The organism is Nonomuraea sp. NPDC004186 (assembly GCF_053603495.1).
Map to the genome: position 1 here is coordinate 123,102 of NZ_JBSGFQ010000014.1, position 21,439 is coordinate 144,540.

The window sequence follows — 21,439 nt, forward strand, 5'->3', positions numbered from 1 at the left end:
GCCGCCCCGCTAGGCGGCCGTTTCGGGGTCGGGCTGGTAGTCGAACCAGTGGACCCGCGCCCGTCCGTCGCTCGCGTGGCCGTTGCCGGTGGCGTACAGGCCCAGATAGACCCCGACGAAACCGCCCGCGCGCTCGGTGCTGAAGAAGGACCGTTCGATCGTGGCCAGGCTGATCCACTGCGCCGCGGTGAGGTCCCTGACGCGGAAGGTGTAGCCGGCCTCGTCTCCGTCGACCGCCAGCAGTACCTCGCCGGTCGAGACCGGGACCGAGGCCCGGCGGGTGCTCGTGCCCGCCTCCCGGACCGTCAGCACGACCTGCGCCTGCCCGACGCCGTCCACGGTGAGGGAGAGCGTGGCGTGGTGGTCCTGGTGCTGGAAGACGGCCAGGCCGGCCTCCTCTGACGGGCGGGCCGCGGCGAAGCTGATCCGGGTCCGCGCGCCGAAGCGGACGTGCTGCTGGCGCCGGCCGAGGAAGGCCGGCACGCCGGTGGAGCTGAGGGCCTCGGGGGCGAGGCCGAGGTCGAGCCCGGACCCGTCGGCCGTGGGCCGGACGCGGTCGCCGGCGGGACCGCGCAGGCTGTTCCACTCCAGCCCGCCGAAGTGCGCCCGGCCGGCCGGTACGGCGGCGTCGCCGTCCGGTCGGCCGGACGCGATCGACGGGAGCCGCTCCGACAGCCGCACGGCTCCCGATTCGGGGGCGAAGACGGGCCCGTGGGCGGTCCAGGTCACGGGCACGAGGAAGACCTCCCTGCCCAGCGTGTGGGTGCCCGCGATCGGCCGCACGCCGAGCGTCACCGCCCACCACTCGCCGACGGGGGTGTCCACCAGGTCGGCGTGGCCGACGTTGTGGATGGGCTCGCCCGGTCCGCGGTGCCGGTGGGTCAGCAGGGGGCTGCGCGGGTCGGTGACGTAGGGTCCGGTGACGGTGCCGGAACACGCCGCGGTGACGCTGTGGTTGCTCTCGGTGCCGCCTTCCGCGGCGATCAGGTGGTACACCCCGTTGCGTTTGTACAGGTGCGGCGCCTCCACCCACGCCCCGCGCACCGCGCCCTGCCACAGCACGTGCGTGGGGCCGACGAGCTTGAGCCGGTCCAGGTCGAGTTCGCGCATCCACAGCTCGCCGGGACCGCCCTGGACCGCGTCGCGGCAGGCGGTGAGCCAGCACCGGCCGTCGTCGTCGAAGAACAGCGACGGGTCGATGCCCTCGGCCTCCAGCGGCACGGGGTCCGACCACGGCCCGGCGGGGTCGTCGGCGGTCACGACGAAGGTGAGGCTGCCCTGCCGGTTCACGGCCAGCGTGGAGACCACGTAGAAGGTGCCTTCGTGGTGGCGGATGGTCGGTGCCCAGACGCCGTCGGAGACGTCCAGGCCCTCCAGCGCGAGCAGTCCGGGCCGGTCCAGCACATGCGTGAGCTGACGCCAATGCACCAGGTCACGGCTGTGGAAGAGGGGCAGTCCTGGAAAATAGGTGAATGACGAGGTGACCAGGTAGAAGTCCTCGCCGACCCGGCAGATCGAGGCGTCCGGATAGCACCCGGGCAGGACCGGGTTGCGGAAAGCAGGCACGGGGGCTCCGAGAGATCTCACAAAGAGGGGGCTTGACAGGATGACAACGTTAACATCAGGTTAGATCCCAACGCACGACCCGGCATTCCCGCCGAGGCGCACCACCCCTTGCCCAGGAGATCGTCATGACCCCACCGACCCCGCCCCGACGCCGCCGACCCCGGACGAAGCTCGGCGCCGCGGCGCTGGCGCTCGCCCTGGCGGCGTCGCTGGCCGCCTGCTCGTCCGCCGACACCCCCTCCCCGAACACGGCGGCGAGCGCGAGCGGGCCGGTCACGCTGCAGGTCTGGACCTGGAACTTGAAGGGCGGCGACCCGGAGGCCGAGGCGATCATCGCTAAGTACCACCAGGAGAACCCCAACGTCACGATCAAGCTGTCGGAGGTCGGCGGAACCTCCGACACCGCCTCCAAGCTGCTGGCCGCCGACAAGGCCGGCGACACCCCCGACGTCGTGCAGCTGGAGTACCGCGCCGTGCCGGCCATGGTGGTCTCCGGAGCCGTGAAGGACATCACCGCCGACGTGGCGTCCGCCAAGTCGGGCATCGACCCCAACATCTGGGCCCTGACCACCTTCAACAACCAGGTCTACGGCGTGCCCCAGGACATCGGGCCGATGGCGTTGACCTACCGCAAGGACCTGTTCGACAAGTACGGCGTCAAGGTCCCCACCACCTGGGCCGAGTACGCCAAGGCCGCCGAGCAGATCCACAAGAAGGACCCCGACGCCTACATCGCCAGCTTCGCCGCCAACCAGCTCGAGTTCTTCGCCGCCCAGGCCACCCAGGCCGGTGCCCAGTGGTGGAGCACCGACGGCAACGCCTGGAAGGTCGGCATCGACGGCGAGCCGTCCCTGAAGACCGCCGACTTCTGGGAGGACCTCGTGAAGCGGGACCTGGTGAAGGTCGAGCCGCTGCTCACGCCGGAGTGGAACGCCCAGGTCAACAAGGGCAAGATCCTGAGCTGGGCCGCCGCGGCCTGGGCACCCAGCGTCATCTACTCGGTGGCGCCCGACACCGCCGGCAAGTGGGAAACCGCGCCGCTGCCGCAGTGGACGCCCGGCAACCCCGCCGTCCCGTTCCTGGGCGGATCCGCCTACCTGGTGCCGGCCAAGTCGAAGCACGCCAAGGAGGCCGCGGCCTTCGCCGCCTGGCTCGGCGCCTCCGACGAGGGCTCCAAGCTGCAGCTCACGCTCGACATCTATCCCGGCGGGAACGCCGGGCGCCAGGCGACGCTGACCCACGAGCCGCCTAAGCTGATGCCGCAGCAGAAGGACTTCTACCAGGTCACCGACCAGGTGATCAAGAACACGACCATCCCGGTGACCTGGGGACCCAACGTGAACATCGCGCAGAGCGCCTTCGGTGACGCGCTCAACAAGGCGGCGCTCGACAAGACGTCCTTCCGCGCGGTGTACCAGGCCACGCAGCAGGCCGTCGTCGCCGACCTGCAGAAGTCCGGCTACACCGTCACCAAGTAAGACGCCGAGGGCCCGGCCGGGCCCTCGGCTCGACCCCTTTCTGGACGTCTCATGACCGCCAGCTCCGCCGGGCGACGCCTGCGCGTCCGCGCCGTCGCCACCCCGTGGCTGTTCGCCACGCCCGCGATCGTCTTGTTCACCCTGTTCCTGATCGTCCCGATCGGTTACGCCGTCTACCTGAGCTTCCGCGGCTTCCGCATCGAAGGCGGGGGCGCGTTCGGGCGGCGGGTGGAAGCCTTCATCGGGTTCGACAACTACGCCGCCGCGCTCTCCGACCCCGAGTACGTCGCCGGGCTCGGCCGCGTCCTGCTCTACGGCGTCATCGCCATCCCCAGCGTGCTGGGCCTGGCCCTGCTGTTCGCGCTGCTGCTCGACACCCCCAGGGTGCGGGCGCGCGGCTTCACCCGTACCGCGATCTTCCTGCCGTACGCGGTGCCCGGCGTGATCGCCAGCCTCCTGTGGGGCTTCCTGTACCTGCCCAGCACCAGCCCCATCACCTACCTCGCCAGGCAGCTGAATGCCGGGCCGCTGGACTTCTTCGGCTTCCCCGCCCTGTACTTCTCGCTGGCCAACATCGCGCTGTGGTCCGGCGTCGGCTTCAACATGATCATCATCTTCACGTCGCTGCGCGCCATCCCCACCTCCGTCTACGAGGCGGCCCGCATCGACGGGGCGAGCGAGTGGCAGATCGCCTGGCGCATCAAGATCCCGCTGGTCGCCCCCGCGCTCGTGCTCACCGGCCTGTTCTCCGTGATCGGCACCCTGCAGCTCTACAGCGAGCCGGCCACGCTACGGCCGATGACGACCACGATCAGCTTCACCTGGGTGCCGCTGATGAAGATCTACCAGGAGGCGTTCACGAACGACAACCTCGGCGGGGCCGCGGCCGCCTCCGTGGTGCTGGCGGTGGGCATCCTGGTCATCTCGCTGCTGCTGCTGCGGTTCTTCCAGCGCCGGACCTTCGGAGACAACGCATGACCGCCGTATCCCGCACCGGTGACCGCCAGTTCCACCGCCGCCGCCCGGCGGCGGCGCGGCGGCCCCGCCTCCCGCTGATCGTGCTGCTGCTCGGCGCGCTGTACTGCCTGACCCCGGTGGCCTGGGTGGTCATCGCCGCCTCCAAGACGTCGCGCGAGCTGTTCACCACCTTCTCCTTCGCCCCCGGCACCGGCCTCCTCGAGAACCTGGCCAACCTCAGCGCCTACGGCGGCGGCCAGTTCTGGAAGTGGGGGCTCAACTCGCTGCTCTACGCCGGCGTCGGCGCGATGCTGTCGACGCTGGTGTCGGCCATGGCCGGCTACGCCCTGGCCAAGTTCCGCTTCCGCGGGCGCGAGGTCCTGTTCTCCGTGATCCTCGCCGGCGTGCTCGTGCCCGGCATCGTGCTGGCCGTCCCGCAGTATCTGCTGATGTCCGCCGTCGGCCTGGCCGGGACCCACTGGTCGGTGCTGCTGCCGGTCATCATCAACCCGTTCGGCATCTTCCTGTGCCGGGTCTTCGCCGCCGCCTCAGTGCCGGAGAGCACGCTGGAGGCGGCGCGCCTGGACGGCGCCGGGGAGACCCGGATCTTCGGCACCATCGTGTTGCCCATGATGGTGCAGGGGCTGGTCACGGTGTTCCTGCTGCAGTTCGTCGGCATCTGGAACAACTTCCTGCTGCCCTTCATCATGCTCTCCGACCAGGACAAATATCCGATCACCCTGGGCCTGTACACGTTCCTGGGCAAGGGCGCGGGCGATGGGGACCTGTACTCGCTGGTCATCATGGGCTCGGCCGTCTCCGTCATCCCGCTGATCGCCCTCGTTCTGGTGCTGCAGCGGTTCTGGCGCGCGGACCTGCTGGCCGGCGGACTGAAGGGATGACCCACCGATGAAGTTCACCGACGGGCTCTGGCAGCTGCGCCCCGGCGTCACCGCGCTGTACGCGGCCGAGGCGTACGACATCGCCACCGAGGAGGGCGCGTTCACCGTGACCGCGCCCACCACCGTCATCCACCGCCGCGGCGACACCCTCAACCGGCCGGTCCTCTCGCTGAGGCTGTCGTCACCGCTGGCGAACGTCATCCGCGTCCGCATCGACCACCACACGAGCGACGGCCGCGGCTTCGACCTCGTCGGCGCGGAGGCCGGCCACGGAATCGTCAAAACGGACGAATCGACGACCCTCACCAGTGGCACGCTGAGCGCGACCATGGCACCCGGAGCCCCCTGGAACCTGTCGTTCCACGCGGACGGGCGCCCGCTGACCTCCAGCGGTCACAAGTCCATCGGCTACTTCCGGCTCGCCGGGGACGCGCAGGTCGATCCGGCGCCGGTCGGCGGCGCCCGCGCCTCCGTCCACCTCGCCCAGCAGCTCGCGCTGGACGTGGGCGAGGTGGTCTACGGGCTGGGGGAGCGCTTCGGGCCGCTGGTCAAGAACGGCCAGACGGTGGAGATCTGGAACGCCGACGGCGGGACCTCCTCGGAGCAGGCCTACAAGAACGTGCCGTTCTACCTCACCAACCGCGGATACGGCGTCTTCGTGAACCACCCGGGGCACGTCTCGTACGAGATCGGGTCGGAGACGGTGCAACGCGTGCAGTTCTCGGTCGCGGGGGAGAGCCTCGAATACTTCGTGATCTACGGGCCCACCCCCAAGCAGATCCTGGAACGCTACACCGCGCTCACCGGCCGCCCCGCGCGCCTGCCCGCCTGGTCCTACGGCCTGTGGCTGTCGACCTCGTTCACCACCGACTACGACGAGCAGACGGTGACCTCGTTCATCGACGGCATGGCCGAGCGCGACCTGCCGCTGTCGGTCTTCCACTTCGACTGCTTCTGGATGCGCGAGTTCAACTGGTGCGACTTCCAGTGGGACCCGCGGGTCTTCCCCGACCCCGAGGGCATGCTGGCCCGCCTGCACGCCAAGGACCTGCGCGTCTGCGTGTGGATCAATCCGTACATCGCCCAGCGCTCACCGCTGTTCGCCGAGGCCGCTGAGCGGGGCTTCCTCCTGAAGCGCCCGGACGGGTCGGTCTGGCAGTGGGACCTGTGGCAGGCCGGCATGGGACTCGTCGACTTCACCGACCCCGACGCGACCCGCTGGTTCCAGTCGAAGCTGCGCGCGCTGCAGGACCAGGGGGTCGACGCGTTCAAGACCGACTTCGGGGAGCGCATCCCGCTCGACGTCGCCTACTTCGACGGCTCCACCCCCGAACGCATGCACAACCTCTACACGCACCTCTACAACACGGCGGTGTTCGAGGTGCTCGAAGAGCGCCGGGGCCGGGGTGAGGCGGTGCTGTTCGCGCGGTCGGCGACCGCGGGCGGCCAGCGGCTGCCGGTGCACTGGGGCGGCGACTCGGGATCGACGTACGGGTCCATGGCGGAGAGCCTGCGCGGCGGCCTGTCACTCGCGTTCTCCGGGTTCTCCTTCTGGAGCCACGACATCGGCGGCTTCGAGGGCACTCCCGACCCCGGCGTGTTCAAGCGCTGGGTCGCCTTCGGGCTCATGTCCTCCCATTCGCGGCTGCACGGCTCCACCTCCTACCGCGTTCCGTGGGCCTTCGACGAGGAGGCCGTGGAGGTGACCCGGCTGTTCACGAAGCTCAAGCTGCGCCTGATGCCGTACCTGTTCCAGGCGGGCGTCCAGGCGCACGAGAGCGGGACACCCGTGATGCGGCCCATGGCGATGGAGTTCCCCGGCGACCGCAACGCCGCCCACCTCGACACCCAGTACATGTTCGGCCCGGACCTGCTCGTCGCGCCCGTCTTCACCCCCGACGGGACGGTGGAGCTCTACCTGCCCGACGGCACGTGGACGAGCTACCTGACGGGGGAGCGCGTCGAGGGCGGGCGCTGGCGCACCGAGCGGCACGGCTTCACCTCGATGCCGATCTACGTGCGCGAAGGAGCCGTCCTGCCCGTCGGCGCCAGGGACGACCGGCCGGACTACGACTATCTCGACGGCCTGACCCTGCGCGTCTACCCGGGGCCGGACGGGGAGACCACCCTCACCGTCACCGATCATGCCTCCGGCGAGCCCGCCCGGTTCACCGTCACCCGCTCCGGTGGCGAGGTGCGGGTCTCCTCCTCCCTCGCCTCCGGCTGGACGTACGAACTCGCCTGACGGCGCGGTCAGCGCACGGGGAGGAGCACCGCCGACGGGTGTTGCGGGTCGTGGAAGACCTGCTGGTCGGCGGTGCGGAGGGTGGTGGCGGTGGCCCGGGGCTCGCCGGTGCCGGGGTTGCGGTTGTAGCGGGGGAAGGCGCCGCTGGAGACCTGGACGCGGATGCGGTGGCCGCGCCTGAAGCGGTACGCAGTCGGCCACAGGGTCACCGTGGCGGGGGTGATCTCATCGGCGCCGGTGAGGCTGATCAGGCCGTCGCAGACGTTGGTGGAGCGGCCGTCGGCGTCGACGTCGCACAGCCGGACGAAGACGTCGGCGTGGGGGAGGCTGGAGCGGAAGAAGATCTCGGCGCTCACCTCGCCGACGACCTCGGCGTCCTCCTCCAGCACGGACGTCGTGTACGTGAGGACGTCGGGCCGGGCCTCCAGGGCGGCGTTGTCGACGCGGCCGGCCTGCTCACCGAAGGCCATGCGGACGCCGCCGAGGGCCGGAGTGGGGTCGGCCGGGTCGTAGCGGTAGCCGTCGGGGGGCGAGCCGGCGGGAGCCTCGGTGGACAGGGCGCCGCCGGGCTGGAGATGGAAGCGCCGGGGCTCGTATCCCGGCGGCGGCCAGGACGGGAAGTCGCGCCACTTCTCCTCGCCCATGACGAACAGGCGTACCGGGGCGCGCTCGGCCGGCTCCTCGCCCCGGGCCAGCGCCAGGCCGAAGTCGAGGGCCTCGGCGGCGGCCGTCTGCCCGACACCCATGGAGATGTGGGCCCAGGGGCCGACGGTGAGGCGGGCGAGGGGGTGCCCGGCGTCCTGCAGGGCCCGGTGGTCGCGGAGCTGGCCGGGCAGGAAGATGTCGTACCAGCCGCCGACGCTGCTCACCGGCACCTGGATGTCCGGGACCCGGTGCCGGTGGTCCAGGCCCTGCCAGAACGGGCTGCCGGCGTCGTGGGCGAGGATGTTCTGGATGTAGTCGTCGTGGTGGCCCAGGGCGGCGGTGTCGGCCTGGGCCAGCGGCAGCGTGCGCAGGGCACGCCGGACCTTCTTCGCCCGGAGCAGCTGGCGCGGCATGGCGAGCGGGCGTTCCTGGCCGGCGACCTGGACGCCCCAGACGAACGGGGTCTCCAGGGAGAAGGCGTCCCCGCGCAGGAAGTCCAGGGTGAGCGCCGATTCGGAGACCCCGGGGATCATGGCCTTGACCTGGGGCGGTAGGGCGTCGGCGACCGCCCACTGGACGAAGCCGAGGTAGCTGGAGCCGTACAGGATCATCGACTCGCCGAACCACGGCTGCCGGATCACCCAGTCGAGGGTGTCGAGGCCGTCCTCGCGCTCGCGGCGCAGCGGGTCGAAGGGGCCCTCGGAGCCGAAGGTCCCGCGGGTGCTCTGGATCAGCACCTGGAAGCCCCGTTCGGCCAGCGGGCGGGCCATCGGGCCGGCGGTCAGGGCGGCCCGGCCGTAGGGGGCGCGGATGAGCGCGGTCGGCAGGCCGTCGCCGCCAGACTTGGGCGCCCAGCGGTCGGCCAGCAGGACGGCTCCGTCGCGCATCGGCACGCGCAGGTCGCGCTCGATCGTCAGGTCCCTGGTGAGGGGCGGAGGCAGGCGCAGCAGGCGCTGGACGAGATGGCTGTTCAGGTTCATCGCGGGCGACCTCCGGGGATGCGGGCGAGGGTGGTCGAGAGGCGCAGCAGGCGATCGGCCAGTTCGCCGGGGTCGAGGGGGTCGTCGGCGTCGATCAGCCAGTCGTTGACGATCGTGCCGGTCCCGCCCGCGATCAGCGCGGCCAGGTCCTGCGCGGTGGCGTCGTCGAGGTCGCCGAACACCTCGCGCAGGCCCGTCACGGTGATGAGCGAGCCGAACAGCCTGTTCAGGTCCCGGGTCATCGGGAACGCGCAGGATCCGGTGAGCATCGCGCGGTAGAAGGGCCGGTGCCGGGCGAAGTGCCGGGCCATCGCCAGCATGCGCGCGCGAGGCGGCGCGCCCTCGTCCCCGGCCTCGGGGAGGAGCTCCCGTTCGACCAGGTCGGTCGCGGCCGCCACGAGGAGCGCGTCACGGTCCCCGAACTGCAGGTACACCAGTTGCCGGCTGACGTCCGCGGCGTCGGAGAGCTCGCCGACGGGAAGGGCCGTGGTGCCGCGCTCGGAGACCAGGCGTACGGCGGCGGCCATGAGGGCGGCACGGGAGCGGCGCACCCGGCGGTCTTGTCGATCCTGCACCCCCGCAACTCTAGACATGTGTTAAAAAATGGACAACAGTTAAATCAGTCGATTTAGGCAAAGGAGCCGCCATGTCCGCAGCCGAGGAGCCCGAGGTCCGTACCACCGCCGGCGTGGTGCGCGGCCGCACGGAGGACGGGCTGGCCGTCTTCCGCGGCATCCCGTACGCCGAGCCCCCGATCGGCGCGGCCCGCTTCCAGGCGCCGCGGCGCGTGCGCGGCTGGGACGGCGTACGGGAGGCGTTCACCTTCGGCCCGCCGGCCCCGCAGGACGCGAGCATGGCCGGCCGCGGCGGCGGTGACCTCTTCAAGGGCACGGGCGACGACTGGCTGACGGTCAACGTCTGGACGCCCGACCCAGACCCGGCGGCCCGCCGCCCGGTGATGGTGTGGATCCACGGCGGCGCCTACAAGCACGGCTTCTCCGGCAGCCCCGGCTACGACGCCCGGCACATCGCCCGCGACGGCGACGTGGTCTTCGTGTCGCTGAACTACCGCCTCGGCGTCGAGGGCTTCGCCCATATCGACGGCGCGCCCGCCAACCGGGCCCTGCTCGACCAGGTCGCCGCCCTGGAATGGGTGCGGGAGAACATCACGGCGTTCGGCGGCGACCCCGGCCAGGTGACCGTCCTCGGTGATTCGGCCGGCGCCGGGTCCATCGCCGCGCTGATGGTCATGCCGAGCGCGGCCGGCCTGTTCCGGCGCGCCGTCGGGCAGAGCCTGCCGGGCACGTTCTTCTCCGACGCCCTGGCCCGGGACGTCGCGGCGGCGATCGCCGCCGAGGCGGGCCTGCGCCCGACGGCCGGGGACCTGTCGGGCGTGGATCCGCGGGAGCTGCCGGCGATCGGGCACGCCCTGGAGTCGAAGATGCGGCAGTACGAGGACCGCTGGGGCTCGTTCGCGCACACGCTCACCGCCTTCTCGCCCGTGGTCGACGGCGAGGTGCTGCCGGCCGCCCCCTGGCAGGCGCTGGCGGGCGGCGCGGGACGGGACGTGGAGCTGATCATCGGCCACACCCGCGACGAGTTCCGCACGTTCCTCCTCTTCTCCGGACAGCTCGGCAAGATCACCGAGGAGCAGGCGGGGGAGACGCTGCGCCGCTTCGGCCCCGGCGAGGACGGCGAGCGCGCCTACCGCGCGGCGTTCCCCGGCGCGTCCGCCGAGGAGCTCCACGAACTCGTGCAGACCGACTGGCTGTTCCGCATGCCGACGCTGCGCCTGGCCGAGGCGCAGGCGGCCGGGGGCGGCAGGGCCCACCTGTACGAGCTGGCCTGGCAGTCCCCGGGCAACGGCGGGGTGATGCGCGCCTGCCACGGCCTGGACGGCCCGCTGCTGTTCGGCACCTACGACGCCCACCTGGGCCCGGCGGCCATCGGCCCCGAGCACACCGCCGAGGCCCGCGAGCTGACCGCCCAGATCCGCACGGCCTGGACGTCCTTCGTGACCTCGGGCGACCCGGGCTGGCCCGCGTACGACTCCGAACAGCGCCTGACCCGGATCTTCGACACGGTGCCGTCGGTCGCCGCGTACCCCGAGGAGACCTCGCGCCGCCTGTGGCAGGACCACGTCTTCGAGGCGCTTCCCCTGTCGGGATGAGGGTTGAGCCATGCGTCTTTCCCGTTCGGGGAGGGGGTCGAATCGATTCGACTGGACCATAAGCGTCTCCCGGCACGGCGGTCAAGAGCCGGAAACGTGGATGGCATGCCGCCGTCACGCGGACGGCGGCTCTGGACCGATCAGCCGCGCGGGCGGGCGGGGCCGGTGGTGCCGCGCAGCGAGATGGGCGGGGCCACCAGCAGGTGGCGCTGCGGGGTGCCGGGGTCGGCGACGCGCTGGATGAGCAGCTCGACGGCGCGGGCGCCCATCTCGTCGGCCGGGACGTCGGCGGCGGTGAGCGGCGGGTGCAGGTTCTCGGCCCAGTGCTGGGCCGCGACACCGGCGATGGAGAAGTCGCCGGGCACGCTCAGGCCAGCTTCGGCCAGCCCCCGGTACATGCCGGACACCGCCGCCTCGTTTATGGTGGCGACGGCGGTCAGCCCCGGGTGCTCGGCGAGGAGCTGCTGCAGGCAGGCCTGCCCGGCCTGGGCGTCGTCGGCGCAGCAGACCCGCACGCCGCGCAGGCCGCGTTCGGCGATGGCGCGGTCGAAGCCGGCCTGCGCCCGGTGGCCGGGGCCGTAGCCGGCCGCGACCAGCTCGGCGTTGCGGTTGACCAGCGCAAGCTGCCGGTGGCCGAGGTCGGCCAGGTGGTGGACGCACTTGGCGATCAGCGTCTCGTAGTCGATGTCCACCCAGGACATGTCCTCCGGGTGCCGGGTGCGGCCGATGCCGACGAACGGCAGGCCGAGCTCCTGCAGCCGGGCGACCCGGTCGTCCTCCAGCCGGATCTCCATGAGGATGACGCCGTCCACGCGCCGGCCGGTGACGACGCGCTCGAAGGAGCGGTCGTGCTCGCCGCCGGAAGGCGACAGCAGGACGTCCAGGTCGGCGCGGGCGGCGGCGTCGACCACGCTGGCCACGAAGCCGAGCTGCATGTCGGTCAGCCGCTGGCTGGCGGGCGGGATGACCAGGCCGATCGTGCGGGTGCGGCCCTCCTTCAGCGCCCTGGCCGAGGCGTTGGGCCGGTAGCCCAGCTCGTCGATGACCGTCAGGATGCGGCGCTTGGTCTCCTCCGACACCGGGCGCTTGCCGGTGAGCGCGTACGAGACGGTGCTGCGCGACACGCCCGCCCGCTTGGCGATCTCTCCGATGTTCACCCGTGCTCCTCGTCCGATTCCGCCGGTCGGCGACCATCGTAGGTCGAACCGGTTCATGACGTGCACTCCGTCGCGACCTCCCCGCCCATTGACGCCTACGGCGGAGCGGGCCTATCTTCGGTCGAACCGATTCGGCGAATCGATTCGACTTCATCCCGAAACAACCTCGTCACGCGTGTCAGCGGAGGTCAGCTCAATGAGATCAGCGGCAAGGAGCCGGCGTGCGGCCGGCGCGAGTCTGGCGGTCCTGGCCGCCGTGGGCGGGCTGGTCGCCTGCTCGTCATCGTCCGACGGCGGCCCGGCGACCGCCGGTCAGGCCACCGGGGGCGGGACGTACACGATCTGGGACCCGTACCCGCAGTACGACAAGAGCTCGGAGTGGGTGAAGCTGCTGGACAAGTGCGGCACCGACGCCGGGGTCAAGGTCGAGCGCACCGGCTACGACACCAGCGACCTGACGAACAAGGCGCTGCTGGCGGCCCAGCAGGGCAACGCGCCGGACGTGCTGATCGTGGACAACCCGGTGGTCTCGACGCTGGCCGAGGCCGGCGTCCTGACGACCACCGAGCAGAACAAGCTCGACGTCTCCGCGATCGCGCCGAACCTGCTGGCCGCTGGTCAGAGCGGCGGCAAGACCTACGGTGTCCCGATCGGCGCCAACACCCTGGCCCTGTACTACAACAAGGATGTCCTGAAGAAGGCCGGGGTGGACATCGCCGCGGTGAAGGACTGGCCCTCGCTGACGGCGGCGCTGGAGAAGGTGAAGGCGGCCGGGAAGAAGGGCATCACCTTCTCGGCGATCGGCACCGAGGAGGGCAGCTTCCAGTTCCTGCCCTGGTTCTGGGGCTCCGGCGCCGCTCTCACCAAGCTCGACTCGCCCGAGGGCGTCTCGGCCGTGGCGCTGTGGAGCGACTGGCTGAAGAAGGGGTACGCCCCCAACTCGGTCATCAACAACACCCAGACGACGAGCTGGCAGGAGTTCGCCACCGGCGACTTCGCCTTCGCCGAGAACGGCACCTGGCAGCTCGCCAACGCCAAGAAGACCGGCTTCGAGTACGGCATCATCCCGGTCCCCGGCAAGGCAGGCGGCACCGCGCCCGCGCCCACCGGCGGCGAGTTCGTCAGCGTCCCGGTCCAGTCCGACACCGGCCGCTACGCCACCTCGCAGAAGCTCGTGACCTGCCTGACCAGCACCGACAACTCGCTCGCCACGACCACCACCCTGTCCTACGTCGCGCCCACCGACGCGGTGCAGGCCAAGCAGGTGGCGGCCGACCCCGAGCTGAAGGTGTGGGTGGACGCGGTCAAGGCGGCCAAGGGCCGCACCAGCGACGACCTGGGCACCAAGTACCCGAAGATCTCGGAGCCGATGTGGGGCGCGGTGCAGGCGGCGCTGAGCGGGTCCAAGTCCCCGCAGGAGGCGATGACGGCGGCCCAGGCGGCCGCGGCGAGCGCGACCCAGTAGCCGGCATGAGCCGAGTCATACAGGAACCCGTGCGTTCCGCCCGGACGACGGCCCGCGGTCACCGGGCGGCACGCGCGCGGTCGGGCCAGTGGGCGGCCTGGGCCTTCCTCGCCCCGGTCGTGCTCTACCTGCTGGCCTTCTACGCCTATCCGCTCTACCGCAACGCCGAGCTGAGCCTACGTAACTACACGGTGCGCTCGTTCGTGCAGGGCGACGCCCCGTTCGCCGGGTTCGCCAACTACGCCAAGGTCTTCGCGGACGCGACCTTCGGGCCCGCGCTGTGGCACACGGTGGTGTTCACGCTGGTCTCGCTGGCCTTCCAGTTCGTCATCGGGCTCGCGCTGGCGCTGTTCTTCCTGAAGAACTTCCGGCTGTCCGCCACGCTCAGGGGGCTGTTCCTGGTGCCGTGGCTGCTGCCGCTGATCGTGTCGGCCTCGACGTGGTCGTGGATGCTCAACAGCGACTCCGGCGTGGTCAACGCCGTCCTGGACTGGTTCGGGATCGGGCCGGTCAACTGGCTGACCTCGCCGGACTGGTCGCTCTGGTCCGTCATCATCGCCAACATCTGGATCGGCATCCCGTTCAACCTCGTCGTCCTCTACTCCGGGCTGCAGGCGATCCCGCCGGCCATCTACGAGGCCGCCGCGCTGGACGGGGCGGGCGGGTGGCAGCGGTTCTGGAAGGTGACGTTCCCGCTGCTGCGGCCGGTGTCGGCGATCACGCTGCTGCTCGGCCTGGTCTACACGCTGAAGGTGTTCGACATCATCTGGATCATGACCAAGGGCGGGCCGAGCGGGGCCTCGACCACGTTCGCGACCTGGTCCTACCGGCTCGGGTTCGGCAACCTGGTGCCCGCCTTCGGACCCGGCGCCGCCGTGGGCAACCTGCTCATCCTGACGGCGCTGGTCTTCGGGCTGGTCTACATCCGCGCGCAGCGCAGGCAGGCCCTGGCATGAGGCGCCTCAAGACCGCGATCGGGCTGGTGCTGACCGCCGTGATGCTGTTCCCGGTCTACTGGATGATCAACGTGTCGTTCACCCGTGACCAGGACATGCGCAAGAGCCCGCCGAACTGGTTCCCGGTCGACGGCACCCTGGACGGCTACCGGACGGTGCTGGACCAGCAGCTGCCCTATCTGGGGGTGAGCCTGGTCGTCGGGCTGGGGACGGTGGCGCTGACCCTGCTGCTCGCGGCGCCGGCGGCGTACTCGCTGGCCAAGCTGCGCCCGCGCGGCGGCGGAGCGCTGAGCTTCGTGCTGCTCGTCGCGCAGATGATCCCCGGGATCATCATGGCGATGGGCTTCTACGCCGTCTTCCTGTCCACCGGCGTGCTCAACACCGTTCCCGGGCTGATCGTGGCCGACTCCACCCTCGCCGTGCCGTTCGCGGTGCTGATCCTGACCACGTTCATGTCCGGCATCCCCGAGGAGCTGCTGCAGGCCGCCCGCACCGACGGCGCCGGGGTGGTGCGTACGTTCGTCTCGATCGTGCTGCCCGTCAGCCGCAACTCGCTCATCACGGTGTCGCTGTTCGCCTTCCTGTGGGCGTGGTCGGACTTCATCTTCGCCTCCACCCTCGACCAGGGCGGCGACCACCAGCCCATCACCCTCGGCATCTACCACTACATCGGCAACAACAACCAGGAGTGGAACGCCATCATGGCCACCGCCGTGATCGCCTCCGTCCCGGCCACGATCCTGCTCGTCGTCGCCCAGCGCTACGTCGCCGCCGGCGTCACCGCGGGCGCCGTCAAAGATTGAGAAGGGACCCTCGCTTCATGACCGTCGCCGCTTCAGGCCCGGTGTTCTCCCTGCGGGAAATCCCGTTCAGCTACCGCGGATCCTGGTTCGGCTTCTCGCCCGTGGTGGCGGAGAAGACCTACGCCGAGGACGTGCACCTGGTCTCGCACCAGACCGGCATGCACGCGATCCTGCGGCTGATCCCCACCGCCGAGACCGCCGTCACCGCCACCCCGCACCAGCTCACCTGGAGCGGTGGCGGCGGCCGGATCGACCTCGCCTACGAGAGCGCCGACACCGTACGCGTGCGCGGCCGCGGCCTCGGGCTCCGCCTGCTGGCCGCCGACCCGGTCCTGACGCCGTTCAGCGGCCCGTACTTCTACCGGGACCCCGTCGACGGATCGTACGTCTTCACCGTCTACCAGACCGGCCGCCGCTACCGGATCACCCTCCTCGCCGGGCAGGCCGAGCACCTCGGCGCGCAGACGCTGGGCAGCGCCGAACGCGGTCTCGTCCTCGGCGGCGAATGGGAGATCGCCATCGAGGAGTACGAGACCGCCCGCGCCCCCTACCTGAGCGGCCACGCCTTCGAGCAGGTGGTGAAGGCCGCGCGGGCCGAGTTCGACGCGTTCGCCGCGGCGGTCGCGCCCTGGCGCGGCGATCGCACGCCCGCCGCCGAACTGGCCGCCTACGTGCTGTGGTCGGCCACCGTACGCCCCGCCGGGTTCGTCACCCGGCCCGCCGTGCTCATGTCCAAGCACTGGATGAACAAGGTCTGGAGCTGGGACCACTGCTTCAACGCCATCGCCCTCGGCGAAGGGTTGTCCGGCCTGGCCTGGGACCAGTACCACCTGCCCTTCGACCACCAGGACGCCGCCGGCGCGCTGCCCGACTCCGTCACCCACTCCGAGATCCTCTACAACTTCGTCAAGCCCCCCATCCACGGCTGGGCCCTGCGCCACCTCCCACCACCTCCCGACCCGGCCGAGACCTACCGGCTGCTGGAACGCTGGACCACGTTCTGGCTCGACGCCCGGCGCGCCCCGGGCCGGACGCTGCCGCACTACCAGCACGGCAACGACAGCGGCTGGGACAACGCCACCACCTTCGACCCCGAGCGCGTCGTCGAGACCGCCGACCTGGCCGCGTTCCTCGTGCTGCAGCTGCGCGAGCTGGCCCGCCTGGCCCCCGATCCGGGCACGTCCGCCCGGTGGAGTACGCAGGCCGACCGGATGCGCGACGCGCTCCTGGCCGAGCTGTGGGACGGCGAGAAGTTCGTCGCCCGGGGCGCGCTCTCGGGGCGTACCTGGTCCAGCTCCAGCCTGCTCGACCTCATGCCGATCGTGCTGGGGGAGGAGCTGCCGCACCCCGTCCGGGCGGCGCTGGCCGCCCGGATCGAGCGGCACCTGACTGCGTTCGGGCCCGCCACCGAGCTGCCCGGCTCGCCGCACTACCTGGACGACGGCTACTGGCGCGGCCCCATCTGGGCGCCCTCGACCGTACTGATCGAGGACGGGCTGCGCCGCGCCGGTTACCCGGACCTGGCCGACGAGATCAGCGCCCGCTTCCGCGCGCTGTGCGAGGCGTCGGGGTTCGCCGAGAACTTCGACGCCCGCACCGGCGAGGGACTGCGCGATCGCGCCTACACCTGGACGGCCAGCGCCTACCTCCACCTGGCCGCCGCCCACGAGAGGCGCAGGACGTGACGCTCAGCGGCCCCAGAGCCGCCAGGTCTGGTTGAGCGGACTGGCCTGGCCGGCCGGGTTGCAGGTCCACTGGTGGACGGGAGCCCTGGGCGCGGTCGAGATGGTGCTGACGTCGACGCACTTGCCGCTGTGGCGGGCGACGAGCTGGTGGTCCCGGGGATCGTTGCCCGCGTAGGTGACCCTGCGCAAGGTGAACTGCTGGTTCTGGGCTCCGCCGGCGCACGTCCACTGGCGCACCGGCGCGCCGTCGGCCGTGGAGGAAGCGTTCACGTCGAGGCACTTCCCGCTCTGCTGGTTGACCAGCGTGTAGGTGTTCGCCACGCCGGCGACCGGCCGGAAGTTCCACAGCTGCTGGTCGCCGCCCTCGCAGTAGAACTGCTGCTGCACGTTGCCGTCGGCCGTGCCGAGGTCGGTGTTGTCCAGGCACTGCTGGGAGTGCTGCGCGACGGCGACGGACTGGAAGCCGCCGTCCGACGGCGGCAGCAGGGTGACGGTGAACGTGTCGTCGGCGTTGGTGTGCGGCAGGTTCAGCGTGGCGGCGTTGCCGGACAGCGTCAGGACCGTGTTCTGCACGGTGATCGGCCCCTGGACCGCGCCGCCGCCGTTGAACGGGATGCGCTGGACGACCGCGCGGACCTGGTTGTTCTGCACGATGCCGCTGGTGGCGTCGAGCCGCCGGAGACCGACGGCGACGTTGCCGGTCGTCCCGCCGCCGCCCACGAGGACCTTGGCCGCGCCGGCCGTCCTGGTGGCGAAGGCGTCGTAGGACGTGCTCGGGGTCACCGAGACGATCTGGCCGGTCTGGGAGCCGTAGAAGCGGTAGACCCACCATTCGCCCTTGGGCAGGTGCTGCCCGGCGCCGTTGCGGACCAGCAGGTTCGCGAGATCGTTGTGCAGGTTGCCGGCGCTCGCCCAGTTCGCGCGCAGCCCGTCGGCGCCCGCCCGCTCCAGCCGGGCGATGTACCACGCGCCGTCTCCCGGGTTCTGCTCGTTGGACGCGGCGTACTCGTTGATCTGGTACGGCCGCGGATGCGGGATGCCGCGCGCGTCGAGCGTGGCGTTGGCGGCCGCCACGTTGGCCACCGGGTCGCCGGGGAGGGAGTGCCAGCTGACGATGTCGGGGACGACGTTGTTGGCACGGACGAAGTCGAGGTAGGCGTTCCAGAAGGGGTGCGTGGTGGAGGGCACGCAGGCGCAGCTGGGGCCGACGATCAGGTGGCCGGGAAACGCGGCGCGGATGCGCTGGTAGCTGCGGCGCCACAGCTCGAAGTACTGGGCCTGCGGGCGGTTCCAGAACAGGGAGAGGTTGGGCTCGTTCCAGATGTCCCACTGCACGGTGATCCCGGCGGCCCGCACGTCGTTGATCAGGCGGGTGAGGAAGGCGTCGTAGTCGGACCAGTCGCCGCTGTCGCCGGGGAAGCGCGAGATCGGATACCCGTCGGCTCCCCACAGGTCGTGGGGGAGGATGATGAACTGGCCGCCGAGCGCGATCGTCCGGCGGGCCTGGGCCAGCGTCGCGTTCCACCTGCGGTCGTAGGCGCCCGAGACCCAGCCGCCCGGCGAGCCGAGTTGCGCGCCGCCGGCCCGCATGTACCGGAACCTCACGTCGCGGAAGAAGTGGTCCGCCGGTCCTGACGCGTTCTCCGTCATGCCGTAGATCCAGCCGGACGCGCGGTAGGCCGGTGCGCCGCCGGCCACGGAGAAGTCGACGCTGATGGATTCGTCCGCGGCCTGCGCCGGCGCCGGGACGGCCTGGAGGGTGACGGCGATGAGCATCGCGGCCAATGCGCGGCGTGGGGTGGTCTTCATCTTGGGTGGCTCCTTCGAGGGATGGGGGGAGGGCCACGAAGGGAATCGATTCGGCATGCCGGGGTGCAGGTATAACAAGGTGTGTTTCGGGATGTTAGCGAATCGATTCGATGAGATCGTAGATCTCCTTTCGGAGACGTGTCAACGGCGGCGGGCGCGGCGGTTCAGGCGGGGGTGCGGTTCACCAGGACGCGGGCCAGGACGAACGTGACGGCGCCGGCCAGGACGACGGAGAGCAGGCCGACGCGCAGGCTGGTGAGGTCGGCGACGAACCCGACGAGGGGAGGCGACAGCAGGAACCCTCCGCGCAGCAGCCAGCTGACGATGGTCAGTCCGGCGCCGGCGGGCAGGCCGGGCAGTTCGTCGGCGGTGTGCATGGCGGCCGGGACGAGGGTGGCGACGCCGAGCCCGGCGAGGGCGAAGCCGGCCAGCGCGGTCGGAACCGACGGCATGGCCAGGGCGGCGCCCATGCCGACCGCGGCCAGCGCCCCTCCGGAACGCACGACGGTACGCTGCCCGAAGCGGTCCACGACGCGGTCGCCGGTGAGGCGGCCGACGGTCATGGCGACCTGGAGGGCCACGACGGCCAGACCGGCGGTGGCGGCGTCGGTGCGCAGGTCGCCGCTGAGGTAGAGGGCGCCCCAGGACGCGCCGGCGTCCTCGACGAGGGTGCCGCACGCGGCCAGCACGCCGAGCGCGGCAAGCATCCGTACGGCGGCGCCGGTGAACGAGCGCCGGCCGGCACGGCGGGCCGGCCGGCCGTCCTGGGTCTCGGCCCGGGCCGGGTGGCCGTCCTGGGTCTCGGCAGAGCGTTCGGCGTCTTCCGGGCCGGGGAGCAGGAACCGGTAGGCGACGAGGGCGGTCACGCTGAACAGCGTCGCGGAGATGCCCAGGTGGACCGCGAGGGGCATGTCGAGGCCGGCGGCGGCCGAGCCCATCAGGCCGCCCAGGACCGCGCCGATGCTCCACACGCCGTGCAGCGAGTTGACGATGGACCGGCCGTACAGACGTTGCACCCGCAGGCCGTGGGCGTTCTGCGCGACGTCGACGATCGCGTCGAGAGCGCCCACGACGAACAGCACGCCGCCGAACGCGACCCAGTTCGGCACAAGGGGGATGAACAGCGTCGCGACAGTGGTCACCACGATCCCCAGCGACGCCACGCGCGCGGAGCGGAAGCGGCGGATGGCGGCTCCGGCGAGCAGCCCGGCCAGCAGCGCGCCGATCGGGTGCGCGGCCAAGGCAGTGCCGAAGACGGCGTTGCTCAGGCCGAGCTCGGCCTTGATCTGCGGGTATCGCGGGACGATGTTGAAGAACACGGCGCCGTTCGTGAGGAACAGCGCGGCGACGGCGGCGCGGGCCAGGCGGGCCTGGCGAGTGGGCGTGGTGGGAGGGGCAGCGGACATCGGCTTTCCGATCGCGTAGGCGCGTCGCGTAGGCGCGGCGGAGGGGATCAGCGCAGGTACCGGTGGATGGCGTGGCGGATCTGCTCGGGCGTCATCGGGTCGGTCGACAGGGCGCTGTGCAGCACGAGCCCTTCGATGAGCGCGTCGAGCTCGCGGGCGGTGGTGGCGTCGAAGTGGCGCTCCAGCGCCCGGCGGCTGCGCGCCATCCAGGCCTGGGTGACGACCCGCAGGGCCGGGTTGCGCGCCGCGGCAACGTACAGCTCCACGGTGAGGACGAGGTCGTGCCGCGAGCCGAGCAGGTCGTCCGAGACCAGCGTGATGACGGCCTCGGCCGCCGCGTCGCGGTCCCTTGCGGCGCTCAGGCGCTCGTCGAAGACGCGGGCCACCGAGTCGGCGTGCCGGGTGAACGCCTCGGCGAGCACCTCGTCCAGTGACGTGAAGTGGTAGGTCATCGAGCCCAGCGGCACGTCCGCGGCGCGGGCGATCTCCCGGTGCGTCGTCCCGGCGACGCCGCGCTCGGCGATGACGGTGAGCGCCGCGTCGATCAGCCGGTCCCGCCGCCCGGGGTCGTGCCGGCGAGGCCGCCGCGGGGTGGCGGGGCCGCTCACGGCGTGGCCGGCTCGATCGTGCGGATCACGCGGGCGGGATTGCCCACCGCGACGACGTTCGCCGGGAGATCCCGGGTGACCACCGCGCCGGCGCCGACCACGGTGTTCTCCCCGATCGTGACGCCGCCCAGGACGATCGCCCCGCTGCCCAGCCACACGTTGTCGCCGATGGTGATCGGCTCGGCGGCCTCCCACTTCGCGCGGCGGAGCTCCGGGTCGAGCGGGTGCGTCGGCGTCATGAGCTGCACGTAGGAGCCGATCTGCACGTCGTCGCCGATGACGATCGGCGCGACGTCCAGGGCGACGAGGCCGAAGTTGGCGAACGACCGGGCGCCGATGCGGAGGTGGCTGCCGTAGTCGACCCGCAGCGGCGGCCGGATCTCCGTGCCCTCGCCGATCGCGCCCAGCAGCTCGGTGAGCAGCCGGCGCCGCTCCCGCGGATCGCGGGCCGACGTCGCGTTGTACGCGTCCATCAGGTCCATGGCTCGCAGGTTGTGCTCGGCCAGCTCGGGGTCGTCGGCGATGTAGAGATCGCCGGCGAGCATCCGTTCGCGCATCGAGCGGTCATCGAAGTCGGACATCATACGTACAAGCGTACACATCCAAT

The 21,439-nt window shown here is 71.4% G+C and carries 17 protein-coding genes; 9 read left to right on the top strand and 8 right to left on the bottom strand.

The annotated features are described in order from the left end of the window. Positions 1–9 precede the first annotated feature (9 nt). The gene (locus ACWEPL_RS14465) at positions 10–1,566 is read right to left on the bottom strand and encodes a glycoside hydrolase family 43 protein (RefSeq protein WP_452436408.1); all 1,557 of its coding nucleotides are present in this window, start codon (positions 1,564–1,566) and stop codon (positions 10–12) included. A 125-nt stretch (positions 1,567–1,691) separates the two neighbouring features. On the opposite strand from ACWEPL_RS14465, the gene ACWEPL_RS14470 reads away from it, so the two are divergent. The 4 genes from ACWEPL_RS14470 to yicI are packed head-to-tail and all read left to right on the top strand — an operon-like array spanning position 1,692 to position 7,148. After that, positions 1,692–3,044, top strand: a complete 1,353-nt coding sequence (locus tag ACWEPL_RS14470; RefSeq protein WP_363982594.1) for an ABC transporter substrate-binding protein — start codon at positions 1,692–1,694, stop codon at positions 3,042–3,044. Positions 3,045–3,095: 51 nt separating this feature from the next. Then, the gene (locus ACWEPL_RS14475) at positions 3,096–4,022 is read left to right on the top strand and encodes a carbohydrate ABC transporter permease (RefSeq protein WP_355208643.1); all 927 of its coding nucleotides are present in this window, start codon (positions 3,096–3,098) and stop codon (positions 4,020–4,022) included. Next, positions 4,019–4,903 carry a carbohydrate ABC transporter permease gene (locus ACWEPL_RS14480; protein WP_355208646.1) on the top strand — a complete coding sequence of 295 codons (885 nt, stop codon included), beginning with the start codon at positions 4,019–4,021 and terminating at the stop codon, positions 4,901–4,903. Before ACWEPL_RS14475 ends, ACWEPL_RS14480 begins: the two co-directional genes overlap by 4 nt. A gap of 7 nt (positions 4,904–4,910) precedes the next feature. Then, on the top strand, positions 4,911–7,148 hold the full coding sequence (gene yicI, locus ACWEPL_RS14485) for an alpha-xylosidase (RefSeq protein WP_452436409.1): 2,238 nt from the start codon (positions 4,911–4,913) through the stop codon (positions 7,146–7,148). A gap of 8 nt (positions 7,149–7,156) precedes the next feature. Here the strand turns inward: yicI and ACWEPL_RS14490 are convergent, their stop codons facing one another. Continuing rightward, complete coding sequence (locus ACWEPL_RS14490; protein ID WP_452436410.1) at positions 7,157–8,773, bottom strand: CocE/NonD family hydrolase; 1,617 nt, start codon at positions 8,771–8,773, stop codon at positions 7,157–7,159. Beyond that, positions 8,770–9,348, bottom strand: a complete 579-nt coding sequence (locus tag ACWEPL_RS14495) for a TetR/AcrR family transcriptional regulator (protein WP_452436411.1) — start codon at positions 9,346–9,348, stop codon at positions 8,770–8,772. The genes ACWEPL_RS14490 and ACWEPL_RS14495 overlap by 4 nt, the downstream gene beginning before the upstream one ends. Positions 9,349–9,419: 71 nt before the next feature. Between ACWEPL_RS14495 and ACWEPL_RS14500 the strand changes: the two genes are divergently transcribed. Further along, entirely contained in the window at positions 9,420–10,943 is a 1,524-nt protein-coding gene (locus ACWEPL_RS14500; RefSeq protein ID WP_452436412.1) for a carboxylesterase/lipase family protein, read from the top strand. 140 nt (positions 10,944–11,083) lie between these two features. Here the strand turns inward: ACWEPL_RS14500 and ACWEPL_RS14505 are convergent, their stop codons facing one another. Continuing rightward, the gene (locus ACWEPL_RS14505; RefSeq protein WP_363982578.1) at positions 11,084–12,100 is read right to left on the bottom strand and encodes a LacI family DNA-binding transcriptional regulator; all 1,017 of its coding nucleotides are present in this window, start codon (positions 12,098–12,100) and stop codon (positions 11,084–11,086) included. 196 nt (positions 12,101–12,296) lie between these two features. Between ACWEPL_RS14505 and ACWEPL_RS14510 the strand changes: the two genes are divergently transcribed. From ACWEPL_RS14510 to ACWEPL_RS14525, 4 genes are read left to right on the top strand one after another with little or no spacing between them, the layout of a single operon-like run. Beyond that, positions 12,297–13,565: a sugar ABC transporter substrate-binding protein gene (locus ACWEPL_RS14510; protein WP_452436413.1), complete on the top strand. Its 1,269-nt coding sequence runs from the start codon at positions 12,297–12,299 to the stop codon at positions 13,563–13,565. Positions 13,566–13,594: 29 nt separating this feature from the next. Then, positions 13,595–14,521 carry a carbohydrate ABC transporter permease gene (locus ACWEPL_RS14515; RefSeq protein WP_452436414.1) on the top strand — a complete coding sequence of 309 codons (927 nt, stop codon included), beginning with the start codon at positions 13,595–13,597 and terminating at the stop codon, positions 14,519–14,521. Next, positions 14,518–15,324 carry a carbohydrate ABC transporter permease gene (locus ACWEPL_RS14520; protein ID WP_355208673.1) on the top strand — a complete coding sequence of 269 codons (807 nt, stop codon included), beginning with the start codon at positions 14,518–14,520 and terminating at the stop codon, positions 15,322–15,324. The genes ACWEPL_RS14515 and ACWEPL_RS14520 overlap by 4 nt, the downstream gene beginning before the upstream one ends. 17 nt (positions 15,325–15,341) lie before the next feature. Beyond that, a complete protein-coding gene (locus ACWEPL_RS14525) occupies positions 15,342–17,009 on the top strand; it encodes an amylo-alpha-1,6-glucosidase (RefSeq protein ID WP_452436415.1) in 1,668 nt (555 codons plus the stop codon). 3 nt (positions 17,010–17,012) lie between these two features. Here ACWEPL_RS14525 and ACWEPL_RS14530 read toward each other — a convergent pair whose 3' ends face one another. The 4 genes from ACWEPL_RS14530 to ACWEPL_RS14545 all read right to left on the bottom strand — a co-directional run bounded on the left by ACWEPL_RS14530 (position 17,013) and on the right by ACWEPL_RS14545 (position 21,416). Continuing rightward, positions 17,013–18,818, bottom strand: a complete 1,806-nt coding sequence (locus tag ACWEPL_RS14530) for an RICIN domain-containing protein (protein WP_452436416.1) — start codon at positions 18,816–18,818, stop codon at positions 17,013–17,015. A gap of 164 nt (positions 18,819–18,982) precedes the next feature. Beyond that, a complete protein-coding gene (locus ACWEPL_RS14535) occupies positions 18,983–20,224 on the bottom strand; it encodes an MFS transporter (protein ID WP_452436417.1) in 1,242 nt (413 codons plus the stop codon). Between the two features lie 47 nt (positions 20,225–20,271). Continuing rightward, the gene (locus ACWEPL_RS14540) at positions 20,272–20,832 is read right to left on the bottom strand and encodes a TetR/AcrR family transcriptional regulator (RefSeq protein WP_355208685.1); all 561 of its coding nucleotides are present in this window, start codon (positions 20,830–20,832) and stop codon (positions 20,272–20,274) included. Next, complete coding sequence (locus ACWEPL_RS14545) at positions 20,829–21,416, bottom strand: sugar O-acetyltransferase (RefSeq protein WP_397374678.1); 588 nt, start codon at positions 21,414–21,416, stop codon at positions 20,829–20,831. The genes ACWEPL_RS14540 and ACWEPL_RS14545 overlap by 4 nt, the downstream gene beginning before the upstream one ends. Between the last annotated feature and the right edge of the window lie 23 nt (positions 21,417–21,439).

Bases quoted from the DNA above. Each gene is read 5' to 3' on its own strand.
- ACWEPL_RS14470 (WP_363982594.1), top strand. From the start codon at position 1,692: ATGACCCCACCGACCCCGCCCCGACGCCGCCGACCCCGGACGAAGCTC.
- ACWEPL_RS14475 (WP_355208643.1), top strand. From the start codon at position 3,096: ATGACCGCCAGCTCCGCCGGGCGACGCCTGCGCGTCCGCGCCGTCGCC.
- ACWEPL_RS14480 (WP_355208646.1), top strand. From the start codon at position 4,019: ATGACCGCCGTATCCCGCACCGGTGACCGCCAGTTCCACCGCCGCCGC.
- yicI (WP_452436409.1), top strand. From the start codon at position 4,911: ATGAAGTTCACCGACGGGCTCTGGCAGCTGCGCCCCGGCGTCACCGCG.
- ACWEPL_RS14490 (WP_452436410.1), bottom strand. From the start codon at position 8,773: ATGAACCTGAACAGCCATCTCGTCCAGCGCCTGCTGCGCCTGCCTCCG.
- ACWEPL_RS14500 (WP_452436412.1), top strand. From the start codon at position 9,420: ATGTCCGCAGCCGAGGAGCCCGAGGTCCGTACCACCGCCGGCGTGGTG.
- ACWEPL_RS14510 (WP_452436413.1), top strand. From the start codon at position 12,297: ATGAGATCAGCGGCAAGGAGCCGGCGTGCGGCCGGCGCGAGTCTGGCG.
- ACWEPL_RS14520 (WP_355208673.1), top strand. From the start codon at position 14,518: ATGAGGCGCCTCAAGACCGCGATCGGGCTGGTGCTGACCGCCGTGATG.
- ACWEPL_RS14525 (WP_452436415.1), top strand. From the start codon at position 15,342: ATGACCGTCGCCGCTTCAGGCCCGGTGTTCTCCCTGCGGGAAATCCCG.
- ACWEPL_RS14530 (WP_452436416.1), bottom strand. From the start codon at position 18,818: ATGAAGACCACCCCACGCCGCGCATTGGCCGCGATGCTCATCGCCGTC.
- ACWEPL_RS14535 (WP_452436417.1), bottom strand. From the start codon at position 20,224: ATGTCCGCTGCCCCTCCCACCACGCCCACTCGCCAGGCCCGCCTGGCC.
- ACWEPL_RS14545 (WP_397374678.1), bottom strand. From the start codon at position 21,416: ATGATGTCCGACTTCGATGACCGCTCGATGCGCGAACGGATGCTCGCC.